Origin of the sequence: Candidatus Lokiarchaeum ossiferum (assembly GCA_025839675.1) — an archaeon.
GTDB lineage: Archaea > Asgardarchaeota > Lokiarchaeia > Sigyniarchaeales > Promethearchaeaceae > Lokiarchaeum > Lokiarchaeum ossiferum.
Window position 1 is genome coordinate 2,388,283 of sequence record CP104013.1, and the last position, 16,529, is coordinate 2,404,811.

Annotated in this window: 16 protein-coding genes; 10 read left to right on the forward strand and 6 right to left on the reverse strand. The window is 35.0% G+C overall.

Annotated elements, in window-relative coordinates; all coding sequences use genetic code 11:
* The first annotated feature begins 86 nt into the window (after positions 1–86).
* From NEF87_RS09845 to NEF87_RS09865, 5 genes are all read left to right on the forward strand, one after another.
* Positions 87–1,637 carry an aspartate kinase gene (locus NEF87_RS09845; RefSeq protein WP_457919666.1) on the forward strand — a complete coding sequence of 517 codons (1,551 nt, stop codon included), beginning with the start codon at positions 87–89 and terminating at the stop codon, positions 1,635–1,637.
* A 26-nt stretch (positions 1,638–1,663) separates the two neighbouring features.
* Positions 1,664–2,962, forward strand: coding sequence for an O-acetylhomoserine aminocarboxypropyltransferase/cysteine synthase family protein (locus NEF87_RS09850; RefSeq protein WP_457919667.1), 1,299 nt, complete (start codon positions 1,664–1,666; stop codon positions 2,960–2,962).
* Between the two features lie 33 nt (positions 2,963–2,995).
* On the forward strand, positions 2,996–4,111 hold the full coding sequence (metX, locus tag NEF87_RS09855; RefSeq protein ID WP_457919668.1) for a homoserine O-acetyltransferase MetX: 1,116 nt from the start codon (positions 2,996–2,998) through the stop codon (positions 4,109–4,111).
* A gap of 25 nt (positions 4,112–4,136) precedes the next feature.
* A complete protein-coding gene (gene metW, locus NEF87_RS09860) occupies positions 4,137–4,721 on the forward strand; it encodes a methionine biosynthesis protein MetW (protein WP_457919669.1) in 585 nt (194 codons plus the stop codon).
* A 74-nt stretch (positions 4,722–4,795) separates the two neighbouring features.
* A complete protein-coding gene (locus NEF87_RS09865; protein ID WP_371806303.1) occupies positions 4,796–5,761 on the forward strand; it encodes a replication factor C small subunit in 966 nt (321 codons plus the stop codon).
* Between the two features lie 2 nt (positions 5,762–5,763).
* Here NEF87_RS09865 and truA read toward each other — a convergent pair whose 3' ends face one another.
* From truA to NEF87_RS09890, 5 genes are all read right to left on the reverse strand, one after another.
* Complete coding sequence (gene truA / locus NEF87_RS09870) at positions 5,764–6,597, reverse strand: tRNA pseudouridine(38-40) synthase TruA (protein WP_371806304.1); 834 nt, start codon at positions 6,595–6,597, stop codon at positions 5,764–5,766.
* 13 nt (positions 6,598–6,610) lie between these two features.
* Positions 6,611–6,952 (reverse strand): hypothetical protein, encoded by a 342-nt coding sequence (locus NEF87_RS09875; RefSeq protein ID WP_457919670.1) that lies wholly within the window; start codon positions 6,950–6,952, stop codon positions 6,611–6,613.
* Positions 6,953–6,981: 29 nt separating this feature from the next.
* Complete coding sequence (locus tag NEF87_RS09880; protein ID WP_457919671.1) at positions 6,982–7,935, reverse strand: hypothetical protein; 954 nt, start codon at positions 7,933–7,935, stop codon at positions 6,982–6,984.
* Positions 7,936–7,964: 29 nt separating this feature from the next.
* Complete coding sequence (locus NEF87_RS09885; protein ID WP_457919672.1) at positions 7,965–9,095, reverse strand: CPBP family glutamic-type intramembrane protease; 1,131 nt, start codon at positions 9,093–9,095, stop codon at positions 7,965–7,967.
* Positions 9,096–9,231: 136 nt separating this feature from the next.
* The gene (locus NEF87_RS09890) at positions 9,232–10,440 is read right to left on the reverse strand and encodes an MFS transporter (protein ID WP_371806308.1); all 1,209 of its coding nucleotides are present in this window, start codon (positions 10,438–10,440) and stop codon (positions 9,232–9,234) included.
* A gap of 184 nt (positions 10,441–10,624) precedes the next feature.
* Between NEF87_RS09890 and NEF87_RS09895 the strand changes: the two genes are divergently transcribed.
* From NEF87_RS09895 to NEF87_RS09905, 3 genes are all read left to right on the forward strand, one after another.
* Positions 10,625–12,409 carry a glutamate--tRNA ligase gene (locus NEF87_RS09895; RefSeq protein ID WP_457919673.1) on the forward strand — a complete coding sequence of 595 codons (1,785 nt, stop codon included), beginning with the start codon at positions 10,625–10,627 and terminating at the stop codon, positions 12,407–12,409.
* 92 nt (positions 12,410–12,501) lie between these two features.
* Positions 12,502–13,041, forward strand: a complete 540-nt coding sequence (locus tag NEF87_RS09900) for a PaaI family thioesterase (protein WP_457919674.1) — start codon at positions 12,502–12,504, stop codon at positions 13,039–13,041.
* Positions 13,042–13,057: 16 nt separating this feature from the next.
* The gene (locus NEF87_RS09905; protein WP_457919675.1) at positions 13,058–13,978 is read left to right on the forward strand and encodes a DMT family transporter; all 921 of its coding nucleotides are present in this window, start codon (positions 13,058–13,060) and stop codon (positions 13,976–13,978) included.
* A gap of 19 nt (positions 13,979–13,997) precedes the next feature.
* On the opposite strand, the gene NEF87_RS09910 is transcribed toward NEF87_RS09905, so the two are convergent.
* A complete protein-coding gene (locus NEF87_RS09910; RefSeq protein WP_457919676.1) occupies positions 13,998–15,143 on the reverse strand; it encodes an NYN domain-containing protein in 1,146 nt (381 codons plus the stop codon).
* A 183-nt stretch (positions 15,144–15,326) separates the two neighbouring features.
* Here NEF87_RS09910 and NEF87_RS09915 point away from each other — a divergent pair, with 183 nt between their 5' ends.
* The gene (locus tag NEF87_RS09915; RefSeq protein ID WP_371806313.1) at positions 15,327–15,998 is read left to right on the forward strand and encodes an Ntn hydrolase family protein; all 672 of its coding nucleotides are present in this window, start codon (positions 15,327–15,329) and stop codon (positions 15,996–15,998) included.
* A 100-nt stretch (positions 15,999–16,098) separates the two neighbouring features.
* Entirely contained in the window at positions 16,099–16,485 is a 387-nt protein-coding gene (locus NEF87_RS09920; protein ID WP_457919677.1) for a hypothetical protein, read from the forward strand.
* The last annotated feature ends 44 nt before the right edge of the window (positions 16,486–16,529 follow it).

Consider the following 16,529-nt stretch of genomic DNA (forward strand, 5'->3'; position numbering starts at 1 on the left):
TTGCCTAAGAAATCGCTTGATTATTTGATTAATTAGTAAAAAGTTAGAATATTGCAGCCTTTTGACTTTTTTGAGATTGGGAACAAATGAAAATCTATCGATTATTCTTAATAGGAATATTCTATGACAGTGAATTTATATCCAAGGGAATAATGATCTTACTATTGAGGAAAACTATGTTGAGTAATTCATCCACCACCGTAAATTTAGATATTCAAGCAAAAAAGATCGCAGTTATGAAATTTGGAGGCTCGTGTTTCAAAAATGCAGAAGCATTCCAACAAATAGTTAAAATCACAAATCTTTATGATCAAGAAAAAAAAATATATGTTGCTTCAGCCCTTCATGGAGTTACAGATCAACTCATTCAAGTTACTGAATATGCAAGCAGTAAAAATACAAGAAAATTGGAAGAAATACTTGAGTCAATAAAACAAAGGCATCTTTCAACAATCCAAATGATTTTTAAATCTAACTTAGAACACCAGTTAGAAGCTTATAACGGTATAAAGAATTATTTGGCAGAATTAAGTAAAGTTTTAAATGAAGTAAATGAATTTGGAATAATCCCCTATTTTATCGATTATATTGTTGCATTTGGGGAAAAAATGAGTACTTTTCTACTGCATTTATATCTGAAAATGAATGGCTTTCCTACCTCGCTGTTTATGGGAGAAGATCTTATAATTACTAATGATGAATTCAATAATGCATTCCCAGATTTACGATTTACCATTCACAGAGTGAATCAAAACTTACTTCCAATCTTAAACGATGCAAATACAAATCGGATTGCATGTATCACAGGATTTATTGGACGAAATAAAATTGGATATACGACCACTTTAGGAAGAGGAGGAAGTGATTTTACAGCAACTATTATTGCAAGGGCTATTTATGCATGCAACCAGGAACACAAAATCAAGGTAATTTTGTGGAAAGATGTGGATGGCATGTTGTCAGCCAACCCAGAATTTGTTGATAATCCTACACTGGTCAAAAAATTAAATTATGCAGAAGCTAAGGAATTAGCATTTTTTGGGGCTAAAGTACTGCACCCAAAGTGCTTAGCTGTTATAGAAAATCAAAATATTCCTGTAGAAATCCGCCGATTTTCTTCTCCATCAAAAAAAGAAGATTTCTCGACAATATCAGAACTTTCGGATAATACAGATATGAAAGGTATTGGTTCTATTAAGATTGCTTCCATGATTACACTCTCCTCCGCGGTAATGGTTAAAGAATCAGGATTTGTTGGGAAAATATTCTCAATTTTAGGGAAAAATAACATTAACATCAATTTTATAGCTCAAAGTAGTAGTGAAATAGCAATAACCTTTGTTGTTGATAAAAATGATGGAGAAAGAGCGCTAAATCTCTTAACCACGAGTAAAGATCTTCCAATTAAATGGATGGATGTAAAAAAAGACGACATCGGAATTATTGCGGTAGTTGGGGAACATATTCACAAATCTTCCAATAAATGTCGTATTTTCCGTGCTTTAAGTGAAATTGATTTAGATGCAATTTCAATCTCCCAATGTAGCAATGGATTGAATATTTCTATCATAGTGCCAATAAAAAGAGTTCAAGAAGCGGCTAATGCAATTAATAATGAATTTTCTACCCCAAATTAGGTTTTTTTCTCTAACAGGTGATTCATATGACTAACAAAAAAACAGATAAAAAGTATAATTTTGAAACTACGGCGATTCATGGAGGTTATTTTGAAGTAGAACCAACTTCCCGATCTCGGACGGTTCCTTTATATCAAACTTCTTCCTTCACATTTCGTGACGACGAACATGCTGCAAACCTCTTTGCCTTAAATGAACCTGGAAATATTTATACACGTATTGGTAACCCCACAAACGAAGTTTTGGAACAACGAATTGCGCAATTGGAAGGAGGAATTGGAGCACTCGTTACAAGTTCTGGACAAGCAGCAGAGACTCTCGCACTACTAACTTTATTGAAACAGGGAGATGAAATTGTTTCCAGTTCAGAAATTTATGGAGGTACATATACACTTCTTAACTACACATTGGCTAATTTTGGAATAAAAACAATTTTTGTGGATCCGAATTCACCAGAAAATTTCTTGAAGGCTATTACAAGCAAAACCAAAGCAGTTTATTTAGAATCCTTAAGCAATCCCAAACTAAATGTCCCTGATTTGGAACAAATTGCAAATATTGCACATAATCATGAAATACCTTTAATTGTTGATAATACAATTCCATCACCTTATTTGTGTAATCCAATAAAATGGGGAGCGGATATTGTTTTGCATTCAACTACTAAATATATTTCAGGCCACGGCTATGCCATTGGGGGTGTTATTGTCGACTCGGGTAATTTTGATTGGAGTCAATCTAATCACTATTCCTATTTTAATGACCCCGATCCATCATACCATGGATTAAATTTCCATAAACATTTTGGTAATTCAGCATTCATCGCAAAGTGTCGTGTGCAATCACTTCGAGATCTGGGCAGTGCACCAAGCCCATTTAATTCGTGGTTAACCTTGGTTGGATTAGAAACCCTTGCACTACGAATGGAGCGAACTTGTGAAAATGCAGAGAAAATAGCAAAATTTCTATTATCCCATCCAAAAGTCTCATGGGTTAATTATCCTTCGCTATATTCAGCGGAAAAACTCACTCACTTTAATAAATATCTTCCCAGAGGATATAGTGGATTGATGGGATTCGGTGTTAAGGGAGGATATGAAAGTGGCAAGAAATTAATCAATAACGTCTCATTAATCTCCCATTTAGCAAATATTGGAGATGCTAAAACACTAATCATACATCCAGCGAGTACTACCCATCAACAATTGACACCTGAAGAACAATTGAATGCAGGAGTTAGTCCAGATTTTTTACGTTTATCCGTTGGAATTGAAAATATTGATGATCTCATCCAAGATCTCAACGAAGCATTAAATTCGATATAATAATTTTTACCAACTTAAGGAAGAGGAAAACTAATGCTCGGAACGAGATCAAAACATATCCAATATGCAACTATTGCTACTCCAATGAATCCTTTAAAACTGGATTGCGGAAAGGAGCTAACAGAAGTAAGGTTAGCCTATGAAACCTTTGGAACATTGAATCCAGTAAAAGATAATTGCATTCTTATAACACATGCACTTACTGGGGATTCTCATGTAGGAACACATGCAGATGAGGAAGAATTGAAAGGCTGGTGGCATGATTTTTTAGGGCCGGATTTAATATTTGACACAAATAAATATTTTATTATTTGTTCCAATATTCTTGGAGGATGCATGGGTAGTACAGGTCCAACATCCATCAATAAAGAAACAAATAGGCGATATGGAACAGAATTTCCTTTGGTTTCAATTCGAGATATGGTAAATGCTCAAAAAAGATTAGTCGATTCACTTAACATTTCTTGTTTGCATGCAGTATGTGGGGGATCATTAGGAGGAATGCAGGTAATGCAATGGGCAATAAGTTACCCAGATATGGTTAGAGCAGCAATTCCAATTGCAACCACACCTCGATTATCACCTCAAGGAATTGCTTTTAATGAGGTAGGAAGAAGAGCCATAATTAATGATCCTGCTTGGAATCGTGGAAATTATTCAACAGATTCATTTCCGAGTCAGGGATTAGCCTTAGCCCGCATGATAGCTCACATTACCTATCTTTCTGATGAATCCATGAGAAATAAATTTGGACGAATGCTTCGTAATACTGATGAATACCAATACTCCTTTGCACCAGAGTTTGAGGTTGAATCCTATTTGAACTATCAAGGAAATAAATTTATCAAGCGTTTTGATGCGAATAGTTATCTTTACATAACAAAAGCCGTGGATTATTTTGACTTAGAAAAAACCTATGGAAGTCTTACTAAAGCATTCAGTGAAACCAACGCAAAATTTTTAGTGATGGGATTTTCAACGGACTGGTTATACCCAATTTATCAAAGTAAAACCATTGTTTCAGCATTACAAAAAGCAGGAAAGGATGTTTCCTACTGTGAAATTGACACAAAATTTGGACATGATGCATTTCTCTTAGAATATGAGAAAATGGCCCCCTTTCTGATTAATTTTTTGCAGAATATTTGATTTCACTAAAAGGAAGAAAAGCAACATGAATAGCGAATACAGAAGTATTGCAGATATTATACCAGAGAGCTCAAAAGTGTTAGATTTAGGATGTGGGGATGGAACCTTATTAGAGTGTCTCCGTAGAGAAAAGAAAATTGTAGGCACTGGAATTGAGATATCTCCAAAAGGTGTTCAAAACTCCATTTCTAAAGGATTATCAGTTATCCAGGGCGATCTTGAAGAAATCATCCCAAATTATTCAAATAATTTGTTTGATTTTTGCATTTTGGCTCAAACATTGCAAGAACTCAGAAATTCAGATCGTGTTATCCAGGAAATGTTGCGTATCAGTAAATTTACGATTATTGCTTTTAATAATATTGTTCACTTTCGTAACCGATTAAAAATTCTATTTCAAGGAAAGCTCCCTCAAACGAAAGAGTTACAGTATGATTGGATGAATACTAATATCATGTTTCTTAGTGTAAAAGATTTTGAAGAGTATTGTTTTAAAAAAAAAATAATAATAGCATCTAAGAAATTCTTTTCAAAGGATAAAATTATCAAAAAATGGCCTAATTTGCGAGCTAAATCATGTATTTTTGTCATTAACAATATCGTAGATTAAAATTTCTTAAAGTTCAAAAAACCTATTAAACCAGCCATAAATAGTTTTTTAATTCCTCTCAAGTAATTTTACTTGTGTCTTTAGATCAGCAACCTTGGGTGGAAAAATATCGCCCACGTCATTTATCAGATGTTGTGGGACAAACGGAAATAGTAAAACGCTTGAAAGCCTTTGTTAATGATAAAGCCATGCCTCATCTAATGTTTGCAGGTCCAGCGGGAACTGGAAAAACCACGTGCGCATTGGCTTTAATCCGTGATATGTTCCAAAAAAATATGAAACGAAATCAATCTTATTTGGAACTTAATGCCAGTGATGCTCGAGGAATAGATGTGATTCGAACAGATGTCAAAGATTTTGCCAAAACTCAGCCTCCCACAGGAGTTCCTTTCAAAATTTTAGTTCTTGATGAAGCAGATAGTACAACAGCGGCAGCACAACAAGCCTTAAGGCGAACCATGGAAAAATTTACCCATAATTGTCGATTCATATTAATCTGTAACTATTCAAATAAAATTATCCTTCCCATTCAAAGTCGAACGAGCATGTTCCGTTTTTCTCCTTTAAGCAAAGAAGAATTAATTGATCGGATTAATCATGTGGCCAAGAATGAAAAATTAAAAATTCGACCAGATGGAGTAGACGCATTAATTTATGTGTGTGGAGGAGATATGCGTCGAGCGGTAAATTATTTACAAGCATGTTCCACTATTGGCGATGAAATTACAGAAGATGTTGTATATCGCATTACGGGTAAAATTAACCCTCTCGAAATTCAGAGTTTACTTAAAGCGGCCATAGCCCGAGAATTCATGGTAGCAAAGCGAAAATTAGATGAGCTTTTCAATTCATATGGTCTTTCTGGCCGGAACATTGTCAAACAATGCCATTCCGAAGTCTTTAATCTTGATGTTTCGGAGAAAGTCAAAATGGATATTATTAAAATGTTGGCTGAAATTGAGTTTCGATTGTCCCAAGGTGCCACCGAAGAAATTCAGTTAAATGCAATGTTAGCAAAAATAGCAATAATGGACCTTTAGCTTCATTGCCACCCCAGTTGTAATAAACTGAATGCTTTTTGCTGTAATTTTTGTATATTTTTTTCACAATATTCTTTCTGTCGCTTATTACCTTTCAAATTTGTGTGAAATTGCAGTTCCTTTGAAAAATTCAAGGAAATTAGGGTTAAACCTTCCGGATTGCATGCCTTCTCTCTTTTTTCCATAGGATCTTGGATCCTTACAGGATCAAATTTATGAAGAAGATCTTCTTTTGATAAATCGTCCCGACCTATCTTGATCAGGAAAGCGACAGTTCGTCGTATTTGTTCCCATAAAAAAGCGCGGCAGCGAAATTCAAACACAAAATATTCCGGATATTCTATGACTTGAGATTTTTCCATAGTAAGAATTGTATTTTGCTCGGGTTTCGAAGCATCTGTTTTTGAAAATAATCGAAAATCATGAGTTCCTTCCAAGAGATGAATCGCTTCTTCCATCAAGGAAAAATTTAGAGGAGTATGAGGATTTTTAGGATAAATATACCGATATTCTTTGCTAGATGCTTCAAAACGAGGATGAAAATCCAAAGGAACCTCAGCCCATTGAGTAATACCCATATCGCGGGGCAAATAGGTTTCAAGACGATTAACATAAAAAATTTCAGCAGTATTAAAACAGAATGCTGCATCTTGAGCATGCACACCCGCGTCAGTTCTTGCTGCGGTTCGAAAAATCGCATCTTGTCGATTAGTGATATATTTGGATTTGATCAAACCTCGAAGTAGTTCTCCTTCTACTGTTCGTTTTTCTCTTTGTTCCTGAGATCCAGAAAAAAAAGTTCCATAATACCATACTTTGAGTAAAATTCGTTTCATAAATTGCGAACGCCTAGTTTTTCACTTGATATTCTATCTTGACTGGGCTATGAGGAAAAGACTCCAGCAATCCATTTAAACTCGATATGAATCCAAGAAGGGTTTTCATAATTAAATCTTGAACAAATGGTTTTATCTCGACAAGGAATTCTCCACATTTCATAATAACTTGTTTACCTTGGGGTTCTTTGGAAAATATTTCAAGTAAAATAACACGATCTTCAGTCACTTCATTTAATTCTGTAAAAAATCCATGACAGACATTTCCAAGGGTATTTAAAATAAAAGGTTTGGTAGCAATGCGCTTTCCATCGATATAGAGCTTTAATCCATATTTAAGGGCTTTTTTTTCCATATTTAGAATAAATATAGAAAACTTATTAATTATTTGGGCAACAAACCTAAAGCGAAGTATAAAGATCCTTCAACTTCAAATTCTGGGGCAACTCGGGAACAATCAATGATGATTTTTTCATATTTATTATATTGAGATAAATATAAAGCACCATAAGAACGACCGTTTCCCAAATGTACGAGGGTCCGATAAATTAAATTTCCAGCAATCCCTTCTGGAGCAATAAGTAAATTTACTTGCTCCATCATTGCTTGTTCAATCAATACTTGGTAATGTTTTATGGAGTAAAGAGGATACATCTGTTGAAGTTGAGAGCATAATTTCTCAGCATCTGCTATTGTCTGATCAATCCATGAATCTCTGCCAATGTCACCTAATCTTCCTCCACTTAATATACCAATTTTTGGTTTAATTCCTAGAGACTTAAACAAAAGAATTGCTTGTTGAATCATATGAAACTTGTCCAAATAGGAATTCACTTCATCAATACCAACTCCACCATAAAAAAATTGGTGTCCCTTGGATGTTTCAAGTAGAGCAAGGCGATAGGTTCTTCCATTTGTTATTTGGGTAGATGAAGATTCACCTTCGAAAGTGGATCTTTCTTCATCCAGCAAACAAGCTCGCAATTTTGTAAGAAAAGGTGTAGAACTTAATCCTCCCCGAACAATTGCATTAAATTGGACAAAATCTGGATCAGATGAAGGTAAAGTTTGATCAATGAATAAGTGATCAATTAAAAAAGAACACGGATCATGTATCGCAACACATTTAACACGATTATTTTCAATAAATCCATTATTACGATAACTTTGAATGGTGTTTGAAGTTCCCACCACCACAACTTTGCTTGAAGTTTTTTTAACAATTTTTTCTATAGCAGAATGAATATTTTGCTGAGCAAATCGATCATCATTTATTCCAATACCAATAGTCTTATTTGTATGTAGCGAATTTGCAATAAATTTTTGTAGGATATTCATAGAAGTCCAATCCAATTATTGAAAAAAATTTAGAGAAAAATGAAATAGATAATTATTGTTTGTATACAATTGTAGATAATATGGGCTGAACCTGCTGCAATGAGATCTTTCCGCCAATTTCGCACCAGACCCAAAAAAATCGAAATCCCAAGATAAACTATTAAAAAGAAGAGAAATATCGGAGGCATTACAATATATACATAAATATGAAATAATCCAAAAAATACTGCCGTAAGTAATAACGAGGCGGGTTTATTCATTTTACTTTCAAAGCTCCGTTGCACAAATCCTCGAAACATAACTTCTTCGGAGTAACCGACAAAAAGAGCCATTTGAAGAACAAAAAGCAGTAATTCCCAGAATTGACCCGGACTTGTTAGATCAAAATCATCGAACTCAATCCCTTCCATAAAAGTGATCACGTCTACCCCATAGAACGCTTTAACAATAATAGAACCGATAATTTGGAATCCTAATGCAAGAAATACCATTATGAGCCCCAGAAAGATACCAAGTAATATTTCTCGAACTAATTCAGGCTTGGTATATTTATCAAAAGGTAATCCTAACACATCTAGACGTTGCCGGAGAGTTAATTTTCCTGGATAATAGCGATTAACCCACCAAATTGGAACGATCAAGAAAAATAATGAAAAACTCCCAACAATAAACACGAAAACTGAGTTCATTCCATTGCCAGAAAATACTGTTAAAGCAGCGGGAATAATGGTAAGGATGATAATACCAATATAAGTGATCAAAGGAACCAGAAATCCTGCGAGTACATTCCACTTTCGTTGTTTGTGAATCGGAGAATATCCCATTTGGGGATACATTTGAGGATAACTAGCAGGATATCTTAGTGTGGGTGAAATGGAAGATTGAGACTGCCCAATCGCATTATTATTTAAGGGAGCAATAGAAGTGGAAGACATTGGGGGTGTATCAGAAGTGAAGACAGCATAATTTTGATGATCAATTAAAATTTCTTTATTACGACCCACTGGAAAAGCGTATCCACAGACGTGACAAAACAACGGATTATTTGATAGTAGACTCGTCGAATGGCAACGAGGACAATAAAATTCATCAGGATTTGGAGAAAGATCGGCGGGTTTGGGATCAGAATTTCGAGTATCTTTATTGGGATTTTCTTCCATTAACTTACCTCTTCTATGTAATATGAAAAGAAACAATTAAATAAATTTTCCACTCTTGAAATAAAATCAATTCAACAAAAATGCTACTAAAGAGCAAGTGAAAAAGAAAAAAGAAATTCAAAAATGAAAAATGTGCCTATTGTAATCGGCGTTTTTCATGGACGTCAGTGTCTTCAATTAAAAAGCTTAAAATTCCACCAATTAAGAACAATCCTGCGACAACATACATCAAGAAGTCAACTGGAACAATTAGTAGTAATAATCCGCCAATCTGACCTAATACCATCAATAATCCATTCGAAGTTTCTTCTGGTGCAGGATAAGTAATTTCTGCAGCATAAGTTAAACCAACAGGTAAACAAGAAACTAAAAGGAACCCAAAGATAAATCCTATGGCACAAACAATCCAAAATGTATTAATTATTGCCAACAAAATACATAAAGGAACCGCAGACATCATCGCAATATTTATGAAAATTTTTCTTTTGTGTTTTGCATCTGAAATGCCAGATAAAATAATGGCACCAAATATTCCTCCAATTATCATAAACCCACCAATCAATCCTGAATCCCACGTTGGATCAAAAATAAGATCAATCTTTGTGGTAATTGCATTAAATGCACCTAACCCGAAGAATAACATCAATAAAAGCAGATTAAAATCCTTAATTTTGAATAAATCTTTTGTGCCCTTAGTGGCTAATGCTTTTGTTTTATCGGCGTATGGATTTGGGGCGAATTCTGGTTTTTCTTTTGCAAAAATTAAAAATAAACCCATGCTTACAAACGAAATAATCCCGTACCACAGTAATAACTTTCCAATGTCAAACCCTTCACCGAGCATCCCAGGCACCAACATCGCAACAATAGCACCGATTAAGGTAGCAATCGTTCCTAATCCCGATGCTGTGGCCTTCTCTTTTTCAGGAAACCATGTGGATGCAAGTTTTGTGAAAGAATTCAACAAAAATGGCTGACCAATAGCACACATAATTTGTGAAATAACAACAATTACAAAATTTGCTGCAAAAATTCCACGGATTAGTCCAAATAAGCCGGTTAAAATAACACCAACTCCAACACCCCATTTCAACCCATATTTATCAATCATCCAACATGCTGGAAAATTTACAGGAATATAGGCAACCATATAACTTGCAGCCAGAAAAACAATCCAAAACTCTGAAACACCATAAAATGCTTTAGATTCTACAACAATTGGTGAAAATGATACCCAAATAACTTGATTCATCAAACCAATGAACATAAATAAAATTAATTCCACAAACCGAAACTTCGTTGTTTTGTATTCAGTAGGTGAACTGGAAACGATTTTTTCTCCCATAGCAATAGTTCAACTTCAAGCTAAATATAGTTATAGAAGTAATTTCTGCACAATTTTGGTCAAATTTCTACTGACTATTTTTTCTACGTATCATTGAAAACTTTGAGATTTCCATTTTTTGTAATAAGAAAATTTTTTTCAATTGTTGCATTTGAATGTTTATAAAGGTTCGGAGATCTCATAGATGAATGAAGTAGAAAAAATAATCTGGCTCGAAGGGTTAAAAAATGCCGTCAAATTTAAAGGAAAGGCTAACGCAAAAGCAGTCATGGGTAAATTGATGCGAGATATGCCTGAATTACGTACACAGGGAAAAGAAGTTAAGATAAAAATTTTTACAATTATTAAAGAAATAAATCAATTGGATCAGGAAACCCAAGCGAAAAAAGCGTTGGAAATGGATCCTCATGCATTGGATGAGAAAGAAAAGGCAGGTCCTGAAGAAAAAGTATTACCCGAATTACCTGGGGCAGAAAATGGAAAAGTGATAATGCGTTTAGCACCTTACCCATCTGGAGCATTACATGTCGGAAATGCCCGAATGTGTGTATTAAATGATGAATATGTGAAGCGGTATAATGGTAAATTATTATTAGTTTTTGATGATACCATTGGCACCACGCTGGAAAAAATTAATGAACCTAATGCAAAATATGTAATCCCTGAAGCCTATGATCTTATTCCTGAGGGGTTAGATTGGTTAGGGGTTAAATATCACGAGACTCATTACAAAAGCGATCGCGTTGAACATCACCAAAAAGAAGCAGGAAATTTGATTGATAGGGGAGAAGCGTATGTGTGTACCTGTGAAGCCCAAGTTTTTCGAGATGAATTTAAACGTCCTGGCAAAAATTGTCCATGTCGCTCCAAAGATCTTGAACATCATCAAGAATTATATGATCAAATGAAAAGTGGAAAAATTGGGGAAGGCGATGCGGTTGTTCGTTTAAAAACAGGCATGGATCAAAAAGATCCGGCCATGCGTGATCACATTATTATGCGAATTTCCGATGCGCCCCATCCACGAATTGGAACGAAAGTCCGTTTGTGGCCTGTCTTAGAATGGTCATGGGGTTTAGATGATCATTTCTTAGGAATCACTCACATCATTCGCGGAATTGACTTGAAAAAAGAAGGTGAGGTAGAGAAGTATATTTGGGACTTATATGGGTGGAAACATAGTCATATTTCTCTCTATGGTCGTTTAAAATTTGGCGATGAATTTAAATTTAGTAAAACTCAAGCTCGCCAAAATGTTAGAGCAGGAATATATGATGGCTTTGGCGATCCGCGTACTTGGAGCCTTCAATCGTTAGAAGCTCGAGGTATCCATCCTGATTCAGTTCGACAATCCTTAATTGATTTAGGAATGTCGAATCGAGGGATAGAATTTGATAAAAACTGGATTTATTCTTACAATACGAAAATAATTGATGCTAACTCCAATCGTTATTGGTTTGTTGAAAATCCAAAAGCCGTGAAAATTTTGGATATTCCTATGGATAAATATGTTGCAAATCCTCTATTAAACCCTCAATTCCCCGAGAAAGGTACGCGCAACGTTCCAATGGGAATTAACAATCACCAATGTGATGTATTCATGGCTAGTGCAGATTTAGATGCAGTTATAAACCACAAAGGGAAGGTGTTATATCCAGCCATCACAGAAGGACAAGATATTCGATTTAAAGATATGTTTAATGTTAAAATTGAGTCCATCGATGAAAATATTACTGCACGGTATCTTTCTTCCGATAAAATCCAAGGAATTCGAAAAATCCAAGTCGTTCCAGAGTTGAATAACATCCCGATCAAAATTTTACAACCGGATGGGATTGTGACTGAAGGCTTTGGGGAGTCAAATCTCCGCACATTAAAACCAGGAACCAGTGTTCAATTCGAACGGTATGGGTACGTAAAGTTACGGGACATCTCACCAAATAGTATTTATGGATATTTCACAAACTAATATTTTTTTTTCTTATGAATATTTTATTTTTTGTGTTATGCATCATATCAGCATTTAAATGGATTTTTTTACTCATTTACTTGGTATTAAAGATGGCAACAGCTCAAGAAATTAGCTATGATGATTTAGAATTATCTGGATATAATGAATTACTTCCCGTCATTCCTCCCGAAATTGAGCACAATTGTATTGCTTGTTCTCCCACCAATCCTTATGGAATAAAAATGCGATTTTTTGGAAATAAAGCCAAAGGAGAAATTATTTCGCGCCTCATATTAAAGAAGAATTATTGTGGATTTCCCAACTTTACCCATGGGGGGATTATCACATTGATTCTTGACGAATTGATGGCTCATTTACTATATTTATTATATGGTCGTTATGGAGTTACAAAATCAATAAAAGTTGAATTTTTACGACCTGTATTGATAGGAAAACCCTTTTATGTACGGGCAGTCCTTGCAAAACCTATGGAAACGGAATTAACTCCCGATGGTCTTTCTGAAGTGGAAGTAAAATCATCCATTCATGCAGGTTTAAATGAAATGGGTAAAATTTGTGCATCAGCCCAAGCATCCATGGTGATTCTTCCCGATGAACGGTTTGAATTGCTTTGGAAATCACAACAATAACACTTAAAGAACTCGAATGAAGAATCGAACATCATATTGCGCAGCAATTTTTTCATTATTGCTCTGGGGAACAACATTTGCTCTTGCAAAAATGGTCACTCCTGATCCTTTAAACCCCTTTACCTTCATTGCTCTTCGCTCGTTCTTTGGGTTAATAGTATTGTTTTCCTTCCTAATTCTTGCGAAACAAGTAGGTGAATGGTTTCGGGTATTTAAACGACATATCAAATCATTTCTCTTAATCGGCACATTGTTTTTTGCTGTAGCCTATCTATTACAATTTTGGGCGTTGTCTATGACAACTGCATCCAATCAATCAATAATTTCAAATACTCAAGCCTTTTGGGTTGTTATATTCAATATCCTTTTCTTCAAACAAAAGCCTTCGAAACGATTTATAATGGGACTGATGTTGGCGATGAGTGGCGTATTACTTATAATCATGAATACGGATATAAATATCTCTGGAAATACGATCATTGGAGATTTACTCTCACTTCTTTCTTTCATATTCTGGGGTGGATATACGGCTTTCATAAAACCTATCACCACAGAAGAAAAACCGATTTATGTAACCACCTCGATAATTTTTGTCGGAGCACTCATTATCATTCCCGCGTCATTATTTTATGGCGCTCCCGCAGAAATGGCACAATTATCCTTGTCTCAATGGGGAATTGTGAGCTTTTTAGGGATATTTTGTGTGGGAGTCACTTATCTTTTATGGAATTATGCATTATCCAACAAAGAAATACGTTCTGAAAATATAGCCATCCTAACAGCTTTAAATCCCGTAATTGGAATCATAACCAGTGTTTTATGGTTGGGAGAAGTATTTTCCCTTCGGATGTTTATCGGATTCGTGTTAATCGTGATTGCACTCTTTGTATCAGAATATAATCCAAAAAAAGAAATCAAAAAAGGAAATGAAATTTAACTCACACCCAGTACATGTGTTATTTTTTTGCTTTATTCTTTCGTTTAATGTCGGATCTATTCGATTTAATTAACCAATGTAACTTTATATCCGCTTGCTCATCAAACATTACTTGATCTCCCAATACAGTATAACGTAGTGACACATTATCAATTTCTTGGGCTTTAGCAGGATATTTTTTCCGATAATTTGAAAAGTAATCATTTGTCAAAATCAACCCCTTTGTTCGCAAAGCAAAATCGATGATAAACCAATCATCATCAGTGCGTTTTGGAGCTTGTTGGAAATTTTTTCGTCTTAAAACCTGTTCATATTTTTCAGGAGAGCAATCTATTAAATTATGACGTAAACTCGCACTAAAAATCACGAAAATTTTATTTTCTGGAACTCCACTTTGAACTAAGGCATCAAATACGTTTAATACATCAGAAATTTTTGCTTTCTTTGATTGAGTGGTGGTACGCGCAATATTGCTTCCATCTAATACGATCGACTCATATTTCGCATATTTCATTGATTTGAAATCACTGGTAGATTTAATTGCATTCAATTTTCGTTTTGTTTTACGCTTCTTTTTTCCATCAATCGGAGATGGAAAATCACCCTTCTGATGATGATGTTTATGATTATTTGAAGATACTTGATTTTGAGAAGAGTTAAGACCAACTTTATCACTTTCTGAGATAAATTTTGGTTGAGATAATTCTTCCAATCTCTCCAGTTCCGATGAATCCAATAGCAATATATTGTCGGAGAAGATCGAGAAAACCAAATTCTGAACCACCATTGAGTTTTGAATTAAAATTGGAATGCTAATGATATCTCCAGATTTTATACGTTTTCCTTGAGCTGAAACTTCATGATTGTTCACAAAAGTAAGACAATGTTCATTTCGATCATAAATATAATATTTAACACTCTCATCGAGCAAAACTTTTCGCTCTATGATGAAATGCTCACGTAAACTGTGATTCTCATCTTGCATCTCAACTTCAGTTATGCAGCTGTAGTAGGATTCATTGGTTGTACCGTAGGCGTCTTCGCACAAATGTTTGATCTGTTCTCGACCTATGAAAATATAATGGTTTTGCGGTAAAGGGATAAAAGAAAGTCGTTCATATTTTTCATTAACTAAAAAGAGAAACACATTCATCCGATCACTCACCTATACCCCCAGTGAGAATAATTTTATTTTTACTCCATATAGAACTTTTTGTTTTTTTTTACCTTAGCAAGGGTACAATACTTGATCTTTTTTTTGTAAATCAAAAGGTTTGCTTGAGTTATTCAATTTCACGGGAAAAAATTTAAGGGAAAGTTTATTTCCAAATAATAAGTGATATTGAACATGAATGCTAATCCCCAAATGCCACAGATGAATCAACTGACAGATACGCAAAAAATTGAGATGCTGAAGACTGGAACAACCACTATCGGAATTGTTTGTGATGGTGCTGTGATCCTCGCCACTGAAAGTCAAGCCACCGCCGGGTTTTTTGTTGCTACTAAGGAAGCTCAAAAATTATATCCAATAAACGAGTATGTAGGAGCAACTATGGCCGGAGGAGTTGCAGATTGTCAATATGTTATCGGTCAAGTCCAAGCGATCAGCCGTTTGGAACATATTCAGACCGGAAAGATCCCCAAAGTAAAGAAAATTGCGAATATAATGCGAAACATCCTCTTCAATGGTAGAAGTTTCTTTTATGCATGGCACATTGTTGGGGGAGTAGAGGAAGAAGAAGGAAAATGGGTTGGTAAAATCTATCCGATCGATTTTATTGGTTATATGTCGGAAGGTGAACAATTTGCAAGCTTAGGATCAGGAAGTTCTTTTGCTTTAGGTGTGTTAGAAAATGGATATGAAGAAGGAATGTCAGAAGAAGAAGCCATTGCATTAGCGCGTAAAGCTTTAGATGCGTCACGTGCCCGTGATGCTGGATCGGGATATGCAGTTCAAATTGTGGTCATTAACAAAGATGGATTAAAAGCCATTGCTGGACCTTTAGCTGAGAAATAACTCGTTTTTCCATGTTTTTTCCACTTTTTCTGTAATTTTTACTTTTTATCATATTCTCGGAAACAAATTCTAAAGCCCAACTTTGCATATTTACGGGATATTGATTCTTCAAAGGAATTCAAAGGAATCATATTATGAATTCAATGAAGATGGAGACTATCTGGATCCTGTAGCAATCATTAGATGTATTTGTGATGAGGGAACGACACCCTACAATTCTGTAATTACAAATTCCAAGGGAATTTCCTATTGGTCTGGAGAAACGGCTCATTTAGGGGGAAGTAATTTAGTGGGAATTATTTCAAAATTTGCTAATGTATTCATTGCGCTTGATGAAGTAGAACCTTCTGAAACGGATGAAGCATCCGCAGGAGATCTTTTTCAAAGGCTATTGAACCAAATTTGGACTGTTTCTGGCATTATGGCATTAATTGGATTTCTTCTCGGAAGTCTGGTAGTGCTTATTGCAAAATCCAAAAAAAAGTAAAATCTCTTGACACCAGATTCATTTTTTGATTTTGGTTAGTTTTT